General features: G+C 40.9%; 14 protein-coding genes and 1 pseudogene. 9 read left to right on the top strand and 6 right to left on the bottom strand.

Translation table 11 applies throughout. From position 1 onward, the window contains the following. Positions 1-96 precede the first annotated feature (96 nt). The 3 genes from HWQ42_RS23005 to HWQ42_RS22995 all read left to right on the top strand — a co-directional run bounded on the left by HWQ42_RS23005 (position 97) and on the right by HWQ42_RS22995 (position 2,044). The gene (locus HWQ42_RS23005; protein WP_292729758.1) at positions 97-750 is read left to right on the top strand and encodes a MotA/TolQ/ExbB proton channel family protein; all 654 of its coding nucleotides are present in this window, start codon (positions 97-99) and stop codon (positions 748-750) included. A 147-nt stretch (positions 751-897) separates the two neighbouring features. Beyond that, a complete protein-coding gene (locus HWQ42_RS23000) occupies positions 898-1,104 on the top strand; it encodes a glycogen debranching protein (RefSeq protein ID WP_292729756.1) in 207 nt (68 codons plus the stop codon). A 382-nt stretch (positions 1,105-1,486) separates the two neighbouring features. Beyond that, positions 1,487-2,044 carry a methylmalonic aciduria and homocystinuria type D protein gene (locus HWQ42_RS22995; RefSeq protein WP_292816411.1) on the top strand — a complete coding sequence of 186 codons (558 nt, stop codon included), beginning with the start codon at positions 1,487-1,489 and terminating at the stop codon, positions 2,042-2,044. Positions 2,045-2,387: 343 nt separating this feature from the next. On the opposite strand, the gene HWQ42_RS22990 is transcribed toward HWQ42_RS22995, so the two are convergent. Continuing rightward, a complete protein-coding gene (locus tag HWQ42_RS22990) occupies positions 2,388-3,236 on the bottom strand; it encodes a M28 family peptidase (protein ID WP_292816409.1) in 849 nt (282 codons plus the stop codon). 318 nt (positions 3,237-3,554) lie between these two features. Between HWQ42_RS22990 and dnaK the strand changes: the two genes are divergently transcribed. From dnaK to HWQ42_RS22970, 4 genes are all read left to right on the top strand, one after another. Then, entirely contained in the window at positions 3,555-5,636 is a 2,082-nt protein-coding gene (gene dnaK, locus HWQ42_RS22985; RefSeq protein WP_292729748.1) for a molecular chaperone DnaK, read from the top strand. 122 nt (positions 5,637-5,758) lie between these two features. Beyond that, the gene (locus tag HWQ42_RS22980) at positions 5,759-6,754 is read left to right on the top strand and encodes a DnaJ C-terminal domain-containing protein (protein WP_292816407.1); all 996 of its coding nucleotides are present in this window, start codon (positions 5,759-5,761) and stop codon (positions 6,752-6,754) included. Between the two features lie 380 nt (positions 6,755-7,134). After that, on the top strand, positions 7,135-13,512 hold the full coding sequence (locus tag HWQ42_RS22975) for a PAS domain S-box protein (protein ID WP_292816405.1): 6,378 nt from the start codon (positions 7,135-7,137) through the stop codon (positions 13,510-13,512). 1 nt (position 13,513) lies between these two features. Beyond that, the gene (locus HWQ42_RS22970) at positions 13,514-14,518 is read left to right on the top strand and encodes a response regulator (protein WP_292816403.1); all 1,005 of its coding nucleotides are present in this window, start codon (positions 13,514-13,516) and stop codon (positions 14,516-14,518) included. 125 nt (positions 14,519-14,643) lie between these two features. On the opposite strand, the pseudogene HWQ42_RS22965 reads toward HWQ42_RS22970, so the two are convergent. Next, positions 14,644-14,865, bottom strand: a pseudogene (locus HWQ42_RS22965) (type II toxin-antitoxin system prevent-host-death family antitoxin); the annotation flags it as partial. A 139-nt stretch (positions 14,866-15,004) separates the two neighbouring features. Here HWQ42_RS22965 and HWQ42_RS22960 point away from each other — a divergent pair. Together HWQ42_RS22960 and HWQ42_RS22955 are read left to right on the top strand one after the other, a co-directional pair. Beyond that, a complete protein-coding gene (locus tag HWQ42_RS22960; RefSeq protein WP_292816419.1) occupies positions 15,005-15,529 on the top strand; it encodes a J domain-containing protein in 525 nt (174 codons plus the stop codon). A gap of 31 nt (positions 15,530-15,560) precedes the next feature. Then, on the top strand, positions 15,561-15,833 hold the full coding sequence (locus HWQ42_RS22955; protein ID WP_292816401.1) for a DUF3143 domain-containing protein: 273 nt from the start codon (positions 15,561-15,563) through the stop codon (positions 15,831-15,833). 77 nt (positions 15,834-15,910) lie between these two features. Here HWQ42_RS22955 and HWQ42_RS22950 read toward each other — a convergent pair whose 3' ends face one another. The 4 genes from HWQ42_RS22950 to HWQ42_RS22935 form a co-directional block, all read right to left on the bottom strand. After that, positions 15,911-17,023: a glycosyltransferase gene (locus HWQ42_RS22950; RefSeq protein WP_292816399.1), complete on the bottom strand. Its 1,113-nt coding sequence runs from the start codon at positions 17,021-17,023 to the stop codon at positions 15,911-15,913. Positions 17,024-17,326: 303 nt separating this feature from the next. Beyond that, on the bottom strand, positions 17,327-17,473 hold the full coding sequence (locus HWQ42_RS22945; protein ID WP_292816397.1) for a hypothetical protein: 147 nt from the start codon (positions 17,471-17,473) through the stop codon (positions 17,327-17,329). 203 nt (positions 17,474-17,676) lie between these two features. Further along, a complete protein-coding gene (locus HWQ42_RS22940) occupies positions 17,677-18,582 on the bottom strand; it encodes a bestrophin family protein (protein ID WP_292816395.1) in 906 nt (301 codons plus the stop codon). Positions 18,583-18,672: 90 nt separating this feature from the next. Beyond that, positions 18,673-19,080: a VOC family protein gene (locus HWQ42_RS22935; RefSeq protein ID WP_292816393.1), complete on the bottom strand. Its 408-nt coding sequence runs from the start codon at positions 19,078-19,080 to the stop codon at positions 18,673-18,675. Positions 19,081-19,251: the final 171 nt, after the last annotated feature.

Raw genomic sequence — 19,251 nt, 5'->3', positions numbered from 1 at the left:
TACCTTTCTTAGACTCTTTAGTATATGTGTACTATATTTAGATGCGTTTGCCCTGATCTGTTAACCTAGCGTTGTTGAAGAGTTAAAAAATAATAAATGGAAATTAGTAATCTGTTTACAGCAGGTGGCGTGGTCATGTGGCCTCTCCTGGCATTCTCTTTGTTAGGGGTGGCGCTAATTATCGAACGTATCATCTTTTGGGTAAGAATAAATAATCGGCAAAATAAGGTAGTGCGAGAGGTGTTACAGCTTTATCGCCTTGATAATGTAGTTAGTGCTTTAGATAAATTGCAGAAAAATGCTGATTTACCCATTGCTCGAATTTTTTTAGCAGCTTTAGAATTGGAGGAGCCGACACCAGAGGAATTTCGTTTGGCATTAGAAAGTGAAGCACAAGCCGAAATTCCTTTACTCAAGCGATCGCAAAATATTTTTGAGACAATTATTGGTCTTGCGCCCCTATTAGGACTTTTAGGAACTGTATTAGGATTAATTAACTCCTTTGCTTCTCTAAATATCGGAGATGTGGGAGGTAGTAAAACAACAGGTGTAACATCTGGAATTAGTGAAGCTTTAGTATCCACAGCATCAGGGTTGGTAGTAGCAATCTTTACACTTCTATTTGCTAATACCTTCCGGGGACTCTACCAGCGACAGATTGCCTGGATTCAAGAATATGGCGGACAGTTAGAATTACTTTACCGCCGTCGCTACGAAAAAGGAGATAAATCATATCTGCCGAATAGATGAAGCAAAATTGGGTAATTGTCAATTAGTAATCGGTAGTTAGGATTAGTTCATTATTTGTTACCGATTTTGCTCTAAAACTTTTTAACTCTAATAGTATTCTAAAATGACTAATAGCTTTGTTCGCTACAGTTATTGAGGAAATATTCCATGATTATTTGGGTAAATGAGCAAATTGATCCGTCTGGGATGATTCATGCCTGTATTGCCACTTGTAATGAATCTCAAGCTAAAGAGTGTCATGATTCCTTTCAGAATAATTTGACCGAGAGGCAAAAGGCAGCAGGTTGGGTAGCGCAATTGCGGACAGTTGATTCTTGGGATGAAGTGCCGGTGAATTCTTTAAAACTCAATTAACTGAGTGCTATAGAAATTAGCCTGTATAGCTGAAGTACCTCCTAGCAGACATAATTACTTTTGTCATTTTCTGCTTACTCCAACCTGCTTTGCTTTTTTGGGATTTTGCTCGAACATATTTCATCTGCGTAGGCGTAGCCCGCCATAGGCATCGCTTGTCTACCACACACTGTATCTATGCCAATTCCGAGAGCGATCGCAGCAAATTCTATGAGAACAGGTTAATAAAGGATAAAATTCGGATTAAATTTTTCAAATTATTATTAACTACTTCCAAAAAAAGTAACATATTATAGGGAAATGATGATTTTTCTTAACTTTTAAGAGGTATCATCTATAGCGTAGATTAAATTAAAAAATTTGTATAAGCCGAATCAATTTAGTGAACTATCCCAAAGTTTACATTTCGGAGGAAGCCTGTCCCATTAATTTAGTTGGCGAAACAGGACAAGCGGTTCAAATTTCCATTCATCCTCCCAGTCAATATATCTGTGCCAACTGCGAACGGATATTACCAGATTGGAAACGGCAGCCATTTTTACGAGTAGTGATTGTATTACAGCAATCGCGTTATCAATTAGTCGAAAAGACGGCAGAAGTAGAGTCAGAGAAAGAACGCTTACGAGAAAAGTTTATGAGATTTGGCTGTGATTTAGCATTTAATTTGCGCGATCGCGGCTATTTAACTGATCTGATTGACCCTCGTACAGGCTATCCCTTGCTTTCTCATCCCGGAGCAATTCCTCACGACGACACAGCAGTTGTCAAAGCTTTGCTTAACTATCCAGTGATTAAAAATCAATGCCGTGTGTTAGTTCATCCCGATTGGGGTGCAGCAGTTTATCCTAGTATTTTGATATCAGAAGCTCCTCCAATTGCGATCGAATGGGTTACAAAAGGTATAGCATCTATGCATGGGTGGAAAGAAATTAATTATTAGTCATTGCAGGGTAAGCGCATCTAATTTTGTAGTTAAACCTGAAGGGGCGACACGCACCTCATATTTCAAGCGCTGCAAAGGTTTGACTGAATTATGGTAAAAAAATATAATTCAATTATTGTCAATAAGACCAATAAGCTTGAAAATTTGACCTCCATTGGATCAAACTAAGTTAGAAAATCAACTCTTAGAGTCCAATTGTTGTTTTTAAATCTGCTGATTAATATACTAGAAGATATTAAAAGAGTCAGTATTAATATTTCTTTAGCTATTTTCAAGTTTTTATTTATTCTAAATCTAGTTATGATATATTTTTTACCTATAATTATTAACTACTAACTTTTTATAGACTCCGAATCGCAATTTCCAACCCTTCACATACACGAGTAAGAAAATCTAAATCCAAAGTAGCGATCGCATCACTTGCTTTGTGATAATGTGGATTTCGCAAGAATGCCGTATCTGTCACCATCATTGCCGGATAACCCAAATCCCAGAATGGTGCATGATCGCTAAGTCTGGTTTGGGGAACTATTAAACCTCGATTCGGCACGGGTAGCCATTGACTAGATACGCCAGCTTTGCGAATATTACGGCTCATCCCAATTAAGTCAGGCAATGTCCGCAAGTTGCCAATTAAAGCAATAAAATCACCTGTATCTGGGTAAAAACGTTCTAGAGGACGAGGGTAACTTTGGGAACCAGGTGTAGAATCCTTATAGCCCAGCATTTCTAAGGAGATCATTAAGCGTAGCTGTTGCTTTTGTTGATGTAACAGAGCTGCATAGTCAGCACTACCCAGTAAGCCGTATTCTTCCATATCGAAAGCAACCAACCTTAAGGGATATCTGACAGCTTGGGCAGCAAACTTTCTCGCCAATTCCAGCAACACCGCCACACCTGTAGCATTATCATCAGCCGCAACTGTTCCCGGAACGCCATCATAATGAGCGCCAATTAAAATTGGTAGCAAATTCTTTTTTTGCTCTCTGGCTTGGGATGGTAAATTTAATATCAAGTTATTGCAAGCTTTACCTCTAACTTTAAAGGTGTGGATTTCCACACTCCCCAATTGAGAAAATTGCTGGCGGATGTATTCTTGGACAAAAAAATGTCCAGCCGTTGCCATGTAAGGATCGCGTTCTCGCGCTATCTCACTCAAAGAAGTCTGTAATCGCTCTGTTAAATTCAAATCTTTTAAGTAGTAGCAACAATATTAGAATTTTCAGGCACTCAAAAAAGCAGAGCAAGCATTATTAAGATGAACTTACCAATTTGCAGATAACTTAAACAAAAGTAGGCGGATATCAAGAATTGAGGCTGCTTGGGCACACCAACCATCTCAATGCTATCCTAGTCTTGCAACTATCTCCTCTAGCTGCACTTCTTAGCTTACTGCCTTAATGATGAGTATTATACATTGAGGTGTTTTTATCTTGTAGCACAAAGCTAGAGGTAGTTCCGCCCAATCATAATAAATATATAAGACACTTTAGGAGAAGAGTAACGCATGGGCAAGGTAGTCGGCATCGACTTGGGTACAACCAACTCAGTAGTCGCCGTTATGGAGGGTGGCAAGCCGGTGGTGATTGCCAATGCAGAAGGAATGCGAACAACCCCCTCCGTAGTTGGCTTCAGCAAAGAAGGTGAAAGGGTGGTTGGGCAAATGGCACGGCGACAAACCGTCCTCAATCCCCAAAATACCTTTTTTGCAGTTAAACGCTTCATTGGGCGGAAGTATGGTGAACTTAATGCAGATTCTAAGCGTGTGCCCTACACAATCCGCAAAGACGAAGTAGGTAATATAAAAATTGCCTGTCCTCGTCTGAATAAAGATTTTGCCCCAGAAGAAATTTCGGCAATGGTGCTGAAGAAATTGGCAGACGATGCTAGTCGCTATTTGGGTGAACCAGTCACAGGGGCAGTGATTACAGTACCCGCCTATTTTAATGATTCTCAACGGCAGGCAACCCGTGACGCTGGCAGAATTGCTGGTTTAGAGGTGTTGCGGATTCTCAATGAACCGACGGCGGCATCTTTGGCTTATGGATTAGATCGTGGTGACACGGAAACTATCTTAGTCTTTGACTTGGGTGGTGGTACTTTTGACGTGTCGATTTTAGAAGTAGGCGATGGGATATTTGAAGTCAAAGCTACCAGTGGAGATACGCAACTTGGTGGGAATGACTTTGACAAAATAATAGTAGATTGGTTAGCAGAGCAATTTCTGGAAGTCGAAGGGGTAGATTTAAGACGCGAGAGACAATCTTTACAACGCTTGATGGAAGCTGCGGAAAAGGCAAAAATTGAACTTTCCTCTGTCAGCGTTACCGATATTAACTTACCTTTTATTGCTGCCGATCAGGAAGGCCCCAAACATCTGGAAACTCGTCTAACGCGTTCCCAGTTTGAAGGCTTATGTGGTGATTTAGTGGGGCGCTTACGGACACCCGTGAAACGCGCCCTGAAAGATGCCGGACTTTCACCTAGAGATATTGAAGAAGTTGTGTTAGTTGGCGGTTCTACACGAATGCCAATGGTAAAGCAGCTTGTGCGCGACTTAATTGGCACAGAACCCAACGAGAATGTCAATCCCGATGAAGTCGTGGGAGTAGGCGCAGCAATTCAAGCCGGAATTCTGGCAGGTGAACTCAAAGATGTGCTGCTTTTGGATGTTACACCCCTATCTATGGGATTGGAAACCATCGGCGGCGTGATGAAAAAACTTATTCCCCGCAATACGACAATTCCAGTCCGTCGTTCTGACATTTTTTCTACGTCTGAAAATAACCAAAACACTGTAGAAATTCACGTAGTTCAGGGCGAACGGGAAATGGCAGCAAACAACAAGTCTTTAGGGCGGTTCAAGCTCTATGGCATCCCACCAGCGCCACGAGGAATTCCTCAAGTTCAAGTGTCATTTGATATTGATGCTAATGGTATTTTACAGGTAACAGCCTTAGATAGAACCACTGGGCGAGAGCAGAGTATCACCATTCAAGGTGCTTCCACCTTGAACGAGTCGGAAGTGAATCGAATGATTCAAGACGCTCAGAAATACGCCGATGTCGATCGCGAACGTAAAGAGAGAATAGAAAAGCGGACTCGTTCTGAGGCGTTGATTTTCCAAGCAGAACGACAACTTAGAGAAGTCGCACTGGAATTTGGTATGCAGTTTGCCCGCAGCCGCCGCCAAAGAATTGATAATATTTGCCGACAACTAAAAGAAAGTCTTCAGGAAAATAGCGATCGCGGTATCGATCAAGCCTACGCCGACTTGCAAGATGCTCTCTATGAGCTAAATCGAGAAGTCCGCCAGACTTATGCTGAAGATGAAGATGACGACTTGTTTGGGACTATCCGTGACATCTTTACTGGCGGTGATAAAGAACGAGAACGCGAATCTCCCAGAGATACATATCGAGAACGCGACTCATACAGTAAAGACTATGGCAAAGATTACGGTAAAGACTATGACAGAGATTATAGCCGCGATAATCGTTCTTCCTCTTATGAAAGCCGTCCTCCCCGCAAATCCCGCCCCAGCTACCAAGATAACTGGGATGATGAAGAAGACAATGATTGGTTATAAGAAAACTTAGGAGTTAGAAGTTAGGAGTTAAAAATAAATCTTTCAACTCCTAACTCCTAACTCCTTTCTCCTAACTCATAATTAATCCAAAATCTAAAATCTAAAATTTAAATAACTGAACTATGCAAAATTTGCCGAACTTTCGCGATTACTACGAGATTTTAGGAGTATCTAAAGATGCCTCTGGTGAGGAAATTAAAAAGGTTTATCGGCGGTTAGCAAGGCAATATCACCCCGATCTGAATCCGGGTAACAAAGAATCTGAGGAAAAATTTAAGGATATTGGCGAGGCTTATGAAGTTCTTTCCGATCCAGCCAAGCGATCGCAGTACGACCAGTTTAGCCGCTACTGGAAGCAAAAAGGCTTTGCAGGCAACAAACAAACGCCAAAGGCTAAAACTTGGCAGAGTACTCCTAGCGATCGCAACGGGAATCAGGATGTAGATCCCAGCCAATTCTCCGACTTTGAAAGTTTTATTAATCAAGTTATCGGCGTTAAAAATAAGAGTGCGGCAAATAACTCCAGTAATGGCAATAATAGCGATCCGTTTCGTTCCCCCAGAACAAAAGTTGCCTACACAGTTAACACTCCACCTCGGACAACGCGTCGAGATATAGAAGCCAGATTAACACTTCCACTAGAAAAAGCTTATCAAGGTGGTAATGAACGGATTCGTTTGGAAGATGGGCGATCGCTAGAAGTTAATATGCCTCCAGGGATGGTAACAGGTCAAACTATTCGTTTGCGGAACCAAGGCGTTGGTGGTGGCGATCTATACTTAAAAATTACCGTTGAACCTCATCCATTATTTAAGTTAGAAGGTTTAAATATCGTCTGCCAAGTACCTGTTACTCCCAGTGAAGCAGTTTTAGGAGGACAGGTAGAAGCACCTACTCTTGATGGCCCTGTGAAAATGACCACCCCTCCCGGAGTTAGGTCTGGTCAAAAATTTCGACTAGGGAATAAAGGCTATCCCAGTGATGACGGTAAACGTGGCGATCAATTAGTAGAAATCCAAATAGTTACACCGAAAAATATTAGTCAAGAAGAACGAGAACTTTACGAAAAGTTACGGCAAGTTGAAACCTTTAAACCCCGTGCTGATTTAATCCGTTAGGGATAAAGTATGAATCTTAATAAAACGTGAGTTCGACGGAACTAATAAATACAAGAGTGAGAATGCGCCCGACAGTTGTGACAAAGATTAATTGGTGTGGAATCGATAAAGGTAGTTGAGCAAATTCATACATAGCAAGCTTTTTGTGCTTTCCTATCCGTCGAACTCACATGAGGTTAACATCTTATGCACGGTTTTGTAGCCGAGTCAGGAGGGTGACTTCCTCGCTTAGGCATCCATCTAGCAAGTGCCAAAATATTTTCGCTACTTCTCGGTAAGTTTTTTACATTTTATCTACAATGACGCTTTAATCAGCTTTTTAGGGAACACTAAACCACAGTGTAACAAAACGGTAGTGACAAAACGCTATCTTATATCGTTTGTTTAAACCTTTTAGATTCATTTTTCCACAAGCTAGACAGAGCCGTTTTTGTCAACAGAATATTGGGCGATCGCTCCCCGTTGCGATTGGCATTATCACTTCAATTGTAGTTTTGTTGCTTTGGCAGAATTTACTAATATATCAGCACACTGAGATTACCCATTTAATTGCTCAGGAGGCGACGGCTGTTAAAACTGGGTTAAGCAGCCGACTTGACCGCCGCATTCTCGCCTTAGAACGGATGGCGAAGCGGTGGGAAGTCAGTGGAGGTACTCTTCGGCCAGTATGGGAAGTTGATGCAGCCACTTATTTGAAGGATATTAAAGGATATCAGGCGATCGAGTGGGTTGATTCCACTGCTCATGTCCGTTGGATTGCTCCTCTAAAAGGGAATGAATCGACGCTCAATCTAGACCTGAGCCAGAGTGCCCAACGACGAACTGCACTCTTAACCGCTCGCAATTTAAGGCAAACAACCTTGACTCGCACCCTAGAACTGACACAAGGTGGCAAGGGCTTTTTGGTATGTGTTCCTTTGTATGTTGGGGAACGTTTCGATGGCTACCTTGTTGGAGTTTTCCAAATACAATCACTTCTTGATCGCATCCTACCAGAACAAGTTATTCAGAATTATCAGATTGCAATTTTTGATGAGGATGAACTCATCTACAGGCATGGATCTGCGTCTCTAGCAACTTTGAGTTGGACACAGAAGCTAACTATTAATCTGCATGGCATTAGTTGGCAAGTTCAGATTATCCCTAGTTCAGCTTTCTTACAACAAAAGCGATCGCTACTTCCGAGCCTTGTCCTGATTGGAGGTCTTTTCATCGCTTGGTCTTTAGCGTTGGCTCTGTATTTTGCTCAATCCGCTAAACGGCGTAGTCGCCGTATTGAGTTGATCAACCAGAAACTCGATCTCAAAATATCTGAACTTCAGCTAACAGAGATTAATCTCCAGTCAACTATGACACTCCAGCAAGCCATCTTTGATAGTGCCAACTACACCATTATCTCCACTGACACCAATGGCACGATTTGCACCTTTAATGCGGCGGCTGAACAATGGTTAGGATATACTGCTGCTGAAGTGATTGGCAAAACAACTCCTGCCATCTTTCACAACCCGGATGAAGTTGTGCAACGAGCCGCAGAACTATCACAAGAACTCAATCGTCAAATTGCACCAGGGTTTGAGGTTTTTGTTGCGAAAGCACATCTGGGACAAATTGATGAGCGGGAATGGACATACATTGCTAAAGATGGTTCTCGCTTTCCAGTACTGTTGTCGGTAACTGCACTGTACGACCGGACAAGTAACCTGAACGGATTTCTAGGTATTGGCACTAACATCACAAGGCGTAAACAAGCTGAACAGTCGCTACAAAAAACGCTACGTGAATTGGAATTTCAGAAATTTGCCCTCGACCAGTCAGCGATCGTTGCAGTCACAGATCATCGCGGAATCATTACCTACGTTAATGATAAGTTCTGTGAACTCTCCCAATACACGAGAGAGGAATTGATTGGACAAACCCATCGATTAATCAAATCTGACTATCATCCACCCGCTTTCTTTAAGCAACTCTGGTCAACAATCGCTACTGGTAAGGTTTGGCGAGGAGAAATTCAAAACCGAGCAAAAGACGGTTCTTCTTATTGGGTTGATACGACGATTGTGCCCTGCCTAGATGATAATGGCAAATCCTTCAAGTATTTAGCAATCCGTTTTGATATCACTCCAATCAAAAAAGCAAAAGAGGAACTGAAAGAAAGCGAAGCAGCTATAAGATCGTTGCATGAAATTACATCTGCCCACTATCTTAATTTTGAGTTGCGCCTTCAAAAGCTACTCACGATGGGATGCCAAGTATTTAATCTGGAGTTTGGGATTTTGGGGCGGGTAGAAAATAGCCGCTATGAAGTGATGGCTGCTCAATCGCCCAATAATACCCTGAATAAAGGCGATATTTTTGATATTAAACAGACTCTATGCAGTGAAGTTTTAGATACAAATGAACCTCTCACGATTGAACATACAGGAGCTTCTAGATGGCATAACCATGCCGCTTACACTGCATTTGGCATGGAGTCTTACATTGGAACGCGAGTTTTAGTCAGAGATCAAGTTTATAGTACCCTCAGTTTCTCTAGCTATGCTCCTCGTACAGAACAATTCAAATCTGGTCATAAAGAACTGCTCAAGCTAATGGCGCAGTGGATTAGGAGCGAAATCGAGCGCCAGCAGGCAGAGGAGATATTACAAAAGGAACGAGAGTTCCTCAAAGTTCTGCTGGACAATGTGGGAGCAGGGATCGTGGCTTGTAATGCTGATGGCATTTTGACGCTTTCCAACCGAACCTTACAGGAGTGGCACAATTTACCAGAACAACTCATCTCAGCAGAAGAATGGGTGCAGTGCTACGATCTTTATTTGGCTGATGGTAAAACTCCGATGCCAAAGGAGGATAGTCCACTATTTCGAGCTTTGCAAGGAGAGCGAGTCCATGATCTAGAAATGGTGATGATTCCAAAGTATGGGTCAGCACGGACCTTAATCGCAGGTGGACAAGCCATTATCGATGCTCAGGGGCGACAATTAGGTGCAATTTGTGTCCTAAATGATATTAGCGATCGCAAAGCCCTTAAGCAGGAACTAGCCCAAAAACAACAGCTACTAGACGCATTTATTGCTAGTGCGCCTGTTGGCATCACGCTGCTTGATAGCCAATTACGTTTTCTGGTGATCAATGAAGGATTGGCAGAAATTAATGGAGTCTCCGCAGCCGAGCATTTCGGCAAAACACCACGGGAAATTGTCCCTGATTTGGCACCCCAGCAGGAGCAAATATTCCAGCACGTTTTGACTACTGGGGAATCTGTTCTCGATTTTGAAGTTAGTGGAAAAACTGCCAAATTTCCAGGTGTAGAGCGAACTTGGTTAGCTTCTTACTTTCCCATTCAATCTGGAACAAGCCAGCCGATAGGAATTGGAATTATTTTTGTCGAAATTACCGATCGCAAACGAGCCGAGTCAGCCCTACGGGAAAGTGAAGAACGCTGGAAATATGCTCTCGAAGGAAATGGTGACGGGATTTGGGACTGGAATGCCCAAACTAATAAGGTATTTTTCTCTCGACGCTGGAAGGAGATGTTGGGATTTGCCGACGATGAAATTGGCAATGATTTAAGCGAATGGGACAAGCGAGTTCATCCTGAAGATAAAGCCAGGGTAGACATCGAGATTGAAAAGCATTTTCGAGGGGAAGTTCCACAGTATGTCAGTGAACACCGCCTTTTGTGTAAGGACGGTACATACAAGTGGATTTTGGATCGCGGCTTGGTTATGAAGCGCAATGAAGACGGTAGTCCTTTGCGGCTACTGGGAACTCATACTGATATCAGCGATCGCAAACGAACCGAAGCGGAATTGCAGCAAATGAGTACTGCCCTGGAAAACGCAGTATCAGGGATGTCAAGAATTGATGCACAGGGACGTTACATCGCTGTTAACCGAGTCTACGCTATCATTGCAGGCTATCAACCTGAAGAAATGTTAGGGATGGAGTGGCAACAAATCGTTTATCCTGACGATATTAAACATATGATAGATGCCTATCATCAAATGCTCAGGGATGGCAGAGTAGAAGCTGAAGCCAGAGGAATTAAAAAAGACGGGACTATTTTTTATAAGCAGGTTGTGATGATCTCTGCTTACGATGAACAGCAGCAATTTGTTGGGCACCACTGCTTCATGAAAGATATCACCGATCGCAAGCAGACTCAAGAAGCGCTAAAACAGCAGCTTCGACAAACCGTTCTGCTTAAACAAATCACTCAGCAAATTCGTCAAAGCCTTGACACCAAAAAAATCTTTCAGACGGCTGTCATTCAAATTGGACAATTATTTCAAGTAGATCGCTGTACAATTCACTCTTACATTAGCGACTCCAGTCTGCAAATTCCCGCAGTGGCCGAGTATGTTGTTCCTAGTTACAGCTCCATGCTGAAATTTGAGCTTCCCATCGCTGGCAATCTTCATGCCGAGAAAATCATCGCACAGGATGAGGCGATCGCTTCAAATGATGTGTACGCCGACCCTTTACTCCAAGGAATGCAAACAGTTTGTCGAAACCTGGACTTAAAGTCCATGTTAGCAGTCCGCACCTCCTATCAAGGAAAAACAAATGGGATCATCGGAATCCAACAGTGTAGCCATTTTCGCCAATGGACTCTAGAAGAAATTGAATTATTGGAAGCAGTTGCAGCGCAAGTGGGTATCGCCTTGGCACAGGCGTACTTGTTAGAACAAGAAACTATGCAACTAGAAGAACTCACCTGGAAAAACTGGGCCTTGAAGCAGGCAAAACTGGAAGCAGAAGCTGCAAATCGGGCCAAAAGTGAATTTTTGGCCATGATGAGCCACGAAATTCGTACTCCAATGAATGCCATTATCGGGATGACAGGGCTGCTGCTAGATATGGGACTCGCTCCCGAACAACAGGATTTTGTAGAAATTATCCGCAGTAGCAGTGATTCCTTGCTGACTATCATTAATGATATTTTGGACTTCTCTAAGATTGAGTCCGGTAAATTAGATTTAGAGGAACATCCTTTCAACCTCCGCTATTGCATAGAAGAAGCTTTAGATTTATTAGCTCCTCAAGCTGCTGTTAAAAATCTAAATTTAGCTTACCTAATTGATGCCCAAACCCCAAGCACCATCGTCAAAGATGTGACGCGAGTCCGACAAATTCTAGTCAATTTGATCGGTAATGCCATCAAATTCACCGTAGTTGGAGAAATTGTAATTTCTGTAACGGTCAAACAAGTAATCAGCAAAGACGAATACGAAATTCAATTTGCTGTTAAAGATACAGGCATTGGCATACCCCAAGAACGGATGGAGCGACTATTTAAGCCTTTTAGCCAAGTCGATACCTCAATAACTCGCCAATATGGCGGTACTGGATTGGGTTTAGCAATTAGTAAGCGCTTATGTGAAATGATGGGTGGCAGCGTGTGGGTTGAGAGTTTTGTGGGAGTTGGCTCAACATTTTATTTCACACTACTAGCTCACTCAACTTCTAGTAGCGAAAACATTGACCTTGGGGTTGTTCAACCAAATTTAATCGGAAAACGCCTGTTAGTGGTCGATGACAATGCTACTAACCGACAATTGATTAGCCTACAAGCCGCTAATTGGGGAATGTTGGTTCACTCACTGGAGTCAGGTTTGTCAGCTTTGGAATTGATTAATTCAGGTGAACAATTTGATATCGCCGTTTTAGATATGCGGATGCCAGAGATGAACGGTTTAACTCTGGCAGGACAGATTCACTCCTTAGCAAGCTGTCAAAACCTACCTTTAGTAATGCTGAGTGACGTTGAAAGATTAATCCAGAAAGAGCATGAAGAAAAACTAGGCTTAGTTTCTATCTTAACTAAACCAATAAAGCGATCGCAGCTTTATAACATATTCGTCCATACCTTATACAACGAAAAATTTTTTCTATCACCAACAAAATCATTTCCACCAGCATTTTATTCTCAGTTGAGTCAAAAGCTGCCATTGCGAATTCTCTTAGTGGAAGATGTTTCTTTAAATCAGAAGGTAGCGCTACTCATGTTAGAGCGGATAGGCTATCGTGCTGACACTGCGAATAATGGATTAGAAGTGCTGTTAGCTTTACGCCAACAATCCTATGATTTAGTCTTCATGGATGTGCAAATGCCAGAAATGGACGGGTTGGAAGCTACTCGGAGAATTTGCCAGGAATGGCCAGACAACAGCCGACCTTGGATTATTGCCATGACCGCTCATGCTATGCAAGGCGACAGAGAGGAATGCCTTAGTGCCGGGATGAATGATTACATCAGCAAACCTATCCGTATGGAAGCTCTCGTCCAAGCTTTCAAAAACTATCAAATTTTGCAGCCATCAGCTAATGAAAATCAAGACTTAAAGGTTTTTGTTAAAAAAGATGAGCAAGGTTCTCAATCGGAAATAGAACAACAAGTAATCCTAGCTCCAGCGATCGATGCCGAAACCTTTCAAGCCTTAAAAGATATGGTAGGTGATACTGAAATTTTGGTAGAGTTTATTGATAACTATTTAGAAGATGCGCCACAAAGGTTATTGGCTATTCATAACGCAATTGACAAAAAAGATGCTACTGAGCTTCATAGTGTTGCTCATTCCCTGAAATCTTTGAGTGTGACTATCGGCGCTATGCCTTTTGCCGAACTGTGCCAAGAATTAGAAACGATGGGTCGTACTGGTACTACACTCAGTGCTTCTACTCTAGTTCCAGAACTTGAAACAGAGTATCAAAGGGTAAAAGCTGCTTTAGTATTACAACATCCTAATAGGTAAAATGATTAATTACGATTTTCAAAATAACCCACCTTTAGTTCTTGTTGTCGATGATGAGAGAGGCTTACGATTAGTACTGCATCGAGCTATGGAGAAAGAAGGATATCGAGTTACCGAAGCATGTAACGGTCAACATTGTTTAGATATTTGTCAACAGCAAGTGCCAGATCTAATTTTGTTAGATGCGATGATGCCAGGCTTGGACGGCTTCAGTTGTTGTGCTCAGATGCAAACGCTTCTAGGTGATAATTGTCCGCCGATTTTAATGATTACTTCTCTCGACGATCAAGAATCTGTTGACCGAGCTTTTGAAGCTGGTGCAACAGACTACATCACAAAACCAATCGATTGGAGTCTACTTAGTCAGCGAGTCAATCGCTTGCTGACATCAAGAGGGGGGATAGCAGAACTGCAACAAAAGATTCAACGAGAATGCTTACTGACAGCACAGATGGAAGTTGCAAATCGCGATTTGCAACGCCTCACTTCTATAGATAGCGTAACTAAAATTGCTAATCGTTACTACTTTGATGAATATTTAGAACGCGAATGGAAGCGCTTGCAAAAGTATAAATTATCTCTTTCTTTGATTTTGATGTGTGTTCACTTTCCCAAGGCTAATGATGAGTATCAAGCTAGAGATGGATATATGCGCCAAATTGCTGACACTCTAAGTAAATCCAAGCGGCGGGGAGCGGATTTTATAGCCAGTTTTGATGTTGACAAATTCGCTATAGTTTTGCCAAATACTCAGGCTGAAGAAGCTTTGCAGATTGCAGACAATATTCTGTCTTCTGTAAAATCTATTAACATAGCCAATGATAATTCCAAAACGGACGAAGTTATCAACTTCAGCTTAGGTGTGACAAGTGTTATTCCTAGCTTGGAACTATCTCTAAATAAGCTAATTAGCATAGCAGAAAAAGCTCTTTTACAAGCAAAATTACCTTCAGGCGATCACATTGTTATTTTAAACCCACATTCCGCACTTCAATTTGAAGTATAAAGAAATGAGAGTTAATAAAAATGCAAAATGCCAGCCCACAGAATTTTTACCCGATTTCACTAATCCTTTAAATACAAGAGTGACAATGCGTCCGACAGTTGTGACAAACATTAATTAGTACTGCGTAACGCTTCTAACTTGAGTTTTTGCAGTTCTTCCTCAAGGCGCTGGAGTTCATCTATCATCTGCTGAAACGCTTGCGCTTCATGCACCACAATCTCAGGTTTCCCATTTACCGTTAGTACAAGCGGGGACTTTGTTGCCTTGATCTTCTCTACGTAATCTTTGGCATTGCGCTTGAAGTCGGTAAGAGTTTGAATATTTTCGAGATTAATTTTGATGTGCATCGCATCTAATTAAATGCTTTATTAAGATATCTTATCAAATGCTAGACCTGCTGTGTCTTCTCCAATTCATAAAGGATTTAAAATATAAAAAATATCTTTGAGCAAAGTGACTCAAACAGATGTGAATCAAAACGGGGCAATGCCACAAAGCAGCGAACCAACTTATTACTCCCTGCTAGGACTGCATCCCTGGGCATCGGTAATTGACATTCGTCGTGCTTATCGGCAACTGAGCAAACTCTATCATCCTGATACTACAGACTTGCCCACTGCGATCGCCACTCCCAAATTTCAGCAAATCAACGAAGCCTACGCCACCCTTAGCCATCCAGAACGGCGGTTAAGCTACGATTTAAAAATTGGCTATTCCCGTTTTGGAGTAATTCAACCACCCCCTGATTTGAATCATCCCGTTTCGCATTCTCATGACTGGTCAAAATCAGCTTACCTCGATGCGAGCGATCGCCCCTTATCATCTGGCGAAATCTTTGCTTTATTTATGCTGGTGTTAACATTTGTAGGTTGTCTCTTATTAGCAGTTGCCATTGGCTTAACTCGTGGCGAGGCTGCAATCCATTCCCATTTGCTGCAACCAACTACATCTGTACAACAGCAGATTATCTATATTTCGCAACTAATTACCTATCTGATCATTAAAAATTAAACAATTCCCTAATCCGAAATCTAAAATTCCTATGGTTCTTCTTCCCTCTGATACTCCCCTATATAATCATCCCCTGCCACAAATTGAGCAGTGGCTAAAAGACCAAGGCTGTCAACAAGACGAAACACAAAGGCATTGCTGGCGTGTACAGCGACCTAGTTGGCAAGCTGAATTATGGCTTGATGTTGAGCAAATCGTCGTCCGATATGTCCAATCTGGGGAAAATGGACAAGATATCCAACGCTCATTCAAGTATTCTCTTAGTCGGGATGATGTAGAACAAGCTGTCTTTTCTGGGCCATAAGGAAGTGCTTATGTACTATTGGTAGAGCTTCCAATGAGCCTGTTACAGGGCAGCAACCCTGTAACGGGAATTATGTATCAGACTTTGTTACCAATTGCTTTAGGAGTAAGTTGGCTACAAATTTCCAGTAGTCTATTAACAGCACGCGTAGCTGAAAAGTTTTCCGCAACGTATTGGCTGGACTGAAAACCCCGGTTAATTGCTTCGTCTGGATTATCTAAGCAGTCTCGCATACATTTGGCTAATTCTTCTGCATCTTCATTTTCAAAAAATAAGCTGTGCGGCCCTGCCACTTCTGACAATCCTCCCATTTTTGAGACAATCGAGCAGGTTTGAACGCTAGAGGCTTCTTGCACTACGTAAGGTGCTGGATCTTGCCAACGAGATGGAGCAATTAAAGCCAAAGCATCTTGAACTTTTAGAAGTACTTCTTTTTGAGGAACTTTACCTAAAAAATTAACTTTGTTGGCAATTCCTAAATCAGACGTTAACTGTTTTAATTCCTGAGATTGTTCGCCATCGCCAATAATAGTAATTTTAAATTCTTTATTTTCATCTTGTAAAATCCGCGTTGCTTTTAATAAAATATCTACACCTTTGTCTGTAGCTAATCTACCGACAAAAATAAAATTATATGGCTGAGATAAATTTTCTAAAGTTTTAAGCTGGTTTTCCGACTTGATTTCAATGGGATTATATAACGTATCAACTGGCCAAGGAAAAGCAGAAGATGCTCCTAAAAAGTTACTACAAGCTGTATGATAATCGGCTAATAAGGCAGTAGAAAGCCGGGTGATTAGGCGTGCCCATTTGATAAAAGTGTGTAATTTCCACTTTAATGGATAATTAGCTTTCGGCAATGTGTGTTTAAATTCAGCTTTTAAACGTTGCGTCAACTTCATCTGTTCATAACTAGTATGAGTAGATTGATAAAGGGAATAATGGTATTTAATAATTATCTTTTTTTGCAAGGCTTTACATAATAAAGTAAACAATAAGTCATTAGAATTCATGTGTACTATATCTGCCCAAACAATATAACTAAACCATTTGGCGATATTATCTTGTCTGGTAGAAATAGTTTTAACTTCAATTAATCTAGCTTCCAACTCAGGAATAATAGAATAAATGTAAGTTAAAACTCCACTAATTTCATTGTCGTAATGACGGTGTTGAATTAATATTTTCATACATCCGGTATGGGAAATTTTGTATTTATGGGACTTGTGGTTGAGCATAACTATGAAACAAGTATTTCACTTTGCTCAGAATCAACTTGGTGTCTAAGAGGATGTTTGAAAAGTCCTCTTGTTGGTAGCAAAACGTTCTAAATACCCCTAAATCCCCCGATAAATTGGGGGACTTTAATTCCGGTTCCCCCCTTAAAAAGCTACGGTGTATACACAAGTAGAGTTGGGAATCAAATGGACAGAAAAGAACGGATCTACTTATATGCAGAAAGTTGGGAAAAGGACTTTTCCCGATAGTTATAGTTATATAATTCCCGCAGATGCTGCTAAAGTACCATTCTCTTCGCCACGGGCTAAAAGTTTAGTTTGACAGTAACGGGTAAAATTAGCATCAATTTGAAATACCTGCCGAGCAGCCTGAGTGTTACCCAAACAGGAACCAAAAGCCATTATCCCCGGCTTGACTTCGTAGCGTCTACTCGCCGCTTGATTCGATTTTTGACGATTGCTCCAAATTCAATGCGTTGAGTGCAATCCGTCGCAGCAATCACAAATTTTATGGAGCATGACTAGTACCGCAAAGCGGAATTAAAAATTAAAAATTAAAAATGAATACTTTCAATACTAAAAATAATTTGTAATGTCTACTTTAATCATATATTTTCTGTGTGCGATCGCGCATTGGGAGTCAAAGTAATTAAATCGTCAATATTGCGCTTCATTGTTTCACAAATTGCATCTAATGGTAAATCATTAGCGTCATAACCAAAGGGGTTTTCTATCTCTAAGCCAATGGCTTCAATGCCAAACAAAGTAAACCCAACCAAAGCAGAAACTAAACCTGTCCACCAACCGAGACTGTCTACTATTTGAAATGGTAGCAAAAAGCAATATAATATCAGTAATTGCTTCAAATGAATAGCATAAGCAAGCGGCATAGGTGTTTTTAAAATACGTTCGCAAGCACCTAAATTATCCACAAGACTATTCAATAATTCTTGCAGAGATGTTAGCTGGTAGCTATTAAGGCAATTACGATCGTACTGTTGCTGTAAATAATCTCCTATCCAAAAGGCTACCTCTATAGGAGGATTATTCATAATCTTCAGTTTTATGTACTTAGTAGATGGCATTAAGTCTTTTAACTCGCTATTGACAGCTTCTCCTCGCAAATGTAGTTTAGTTGTTACAGCAAACGCTACCAATAAGTTTAATGCCGTAATTTTATTGTCTTTATCTTCTGGTGAAATTTCATCAACTGATACCCAAATTTGCCTCGCTAAATTTCGGACGTTATTTACTATAGAACCCCAGCATTTTCTCCCTTCCCAAAATCGCTCATAAGCAGTATTTGTACGAAATACAAGTAACAAACCTAAAACAATACTAGGAATCACATTTACTAAAATAGGCTGGGATACAGGTTTTTCAAAATAGTGAAGCAGAGAAATTAAAAATCCGAAAGCTCCACACCATAAAACATGTTTGAAAATTGCTTTCATTACTGAACCTTTAGGTTGTAATGCTGTGCGGAACCATTTGATTTTTTCGTTCATCATGTATTCACCCTAATAAAATATTTATTGAACCGATATGTTCAGTATTTGTTAGCTTAAAAACAAGCATTATAAAAAATGTATAGACATAACTTATTTGGTTATGTCTTTTTTATTGTCATTAGTCTCAAAACGTTGAATTTCAATCAAATAACCATCAGGATCGCGGAAAAAGCAATGGTAAATATTGTACTTTTCATTTAGTGTAGGTGGCTTTTCAAATTTGACGCCACGTTCTTTGAGATATTCAAACCATTCATCCACCTGTTGTGTTACTAGAGTAAAAATAACACTTGATTGCTTATCGGTTGGAGGACTTAATTTTTCGCTTGCTTGACACAATCCTAAGTATCCAGAACCACTAACAGTATAAATTCGGCAGGTTCCTTGGTCAAGCCATAACTTCAAACCTAGTTTTTGTTCGTAGAATTCTGTAGATACATGGAGGTTATGGGTAGAAAAGAAGGTAATTTGCTGCTCTATTTGCGGATGAGTAGACATAAAACACATTTGAGTATATACCCTAACGACATCGGGCGATCGCAGATGTAAGAATTGATTGATGTTAGAAACCTGTTACTGCTCCAGAATGCCTTAAGTGCATCTGGAGTTTCTTTTTGGAATAAACCCATTAAAATTTTCCCAATCATCCTGATATGCCAAAATATGACT

The sequence above is a fragment of the Nostoc sp. JL23 genome, from assembly GCF_017115065.1.
Taxonomy (GTDB): Bacteria; Cyanobacteriota; Cyanobacteriia; order Cyanobacteriales; family Nostocaceae; genus Nostoc; species Nostoc punctiforme_A.
The sequence above is the reverse complement of the archived record's forward strand: the minus strand, read 5'-3'. Positions and strand labels throughout refer to the sequence as shown.

Coding starts and splice junctions, on each gene's coding strand:
- dnaK (WP_292729748.1), top strand. CDS start 3,555: ATGGGCAAGGTAGTCGGCATCGACTTGGGTACAACCAACTCAGTAGTC.
- HWQ42_RS22955 (WP_292816401.1), top strand. CDS start 15,561: ATGGTTCTTCTTCCCTCTGATACTCCCCTATATAATCATCCCCTGCCA.
- HWQ42_RS23000 (WP_292729756.1), top strand. CDS start 898: ATGATTATTTGGGTAAATGAGCAAATTGATCCGTCTGGGATGATTCAT.
- HWQ42_RS22970 (WP_292816403.1), top strand. CDS start 13,514: ATGATTAATTACGATTTTCAAAATAACCCACCTTTAGTTCTTGTTGTC.
- HWQ42_RS22945 (WP_292816397.1), bottom strand. CDS start 17,473: ATGGCTTTTGGTTCCTGTTTGGGTAACACTCAGGCTGCTCGGCAGGTA.
- HWQ42_RS22960 (WP_292816419.1), top strand. CDS start 15,005: ATGCCACAAAGCAGCGAACCAACTTATTACTCCCTGCTAGGACTGCAT.
- HWQ42_RS23005 (WP_292729758.1), top strand. CDS start 97: ATGGAAATTAGTAATCTGTTTACAGCAGGTGGCGTGGTCATGTGGCCT.
- HWQ42_RS22950 (WP_292816399.1), bottom strand. CDS start 17,023: ATGAAAATATTAATTCAACACCGTCATTACGACAATGAAATTAGTGGA.
- HWQ42_RS22935 (WP_292816393.1), bottom strand. CDS start 19,080: ATGTCTACTCATCCGCAAATAGAGCAGCAAATTACCTTCTTTTCTACC.
- HWQ42_RS22980 (WP_292816407.1), top strand. CDS start 5,759: ATGCAAAATTTGCCGAACTTTCGCGATTACTACGAGATTTTAGGAGTA.
- HWQ42_RS22940 (WP_292816395.1), bottom strand. CDS start 18,582: ATGATGAACGAAAAAATCAAATGGTTCCGCACAGCATTACAACCTAAA.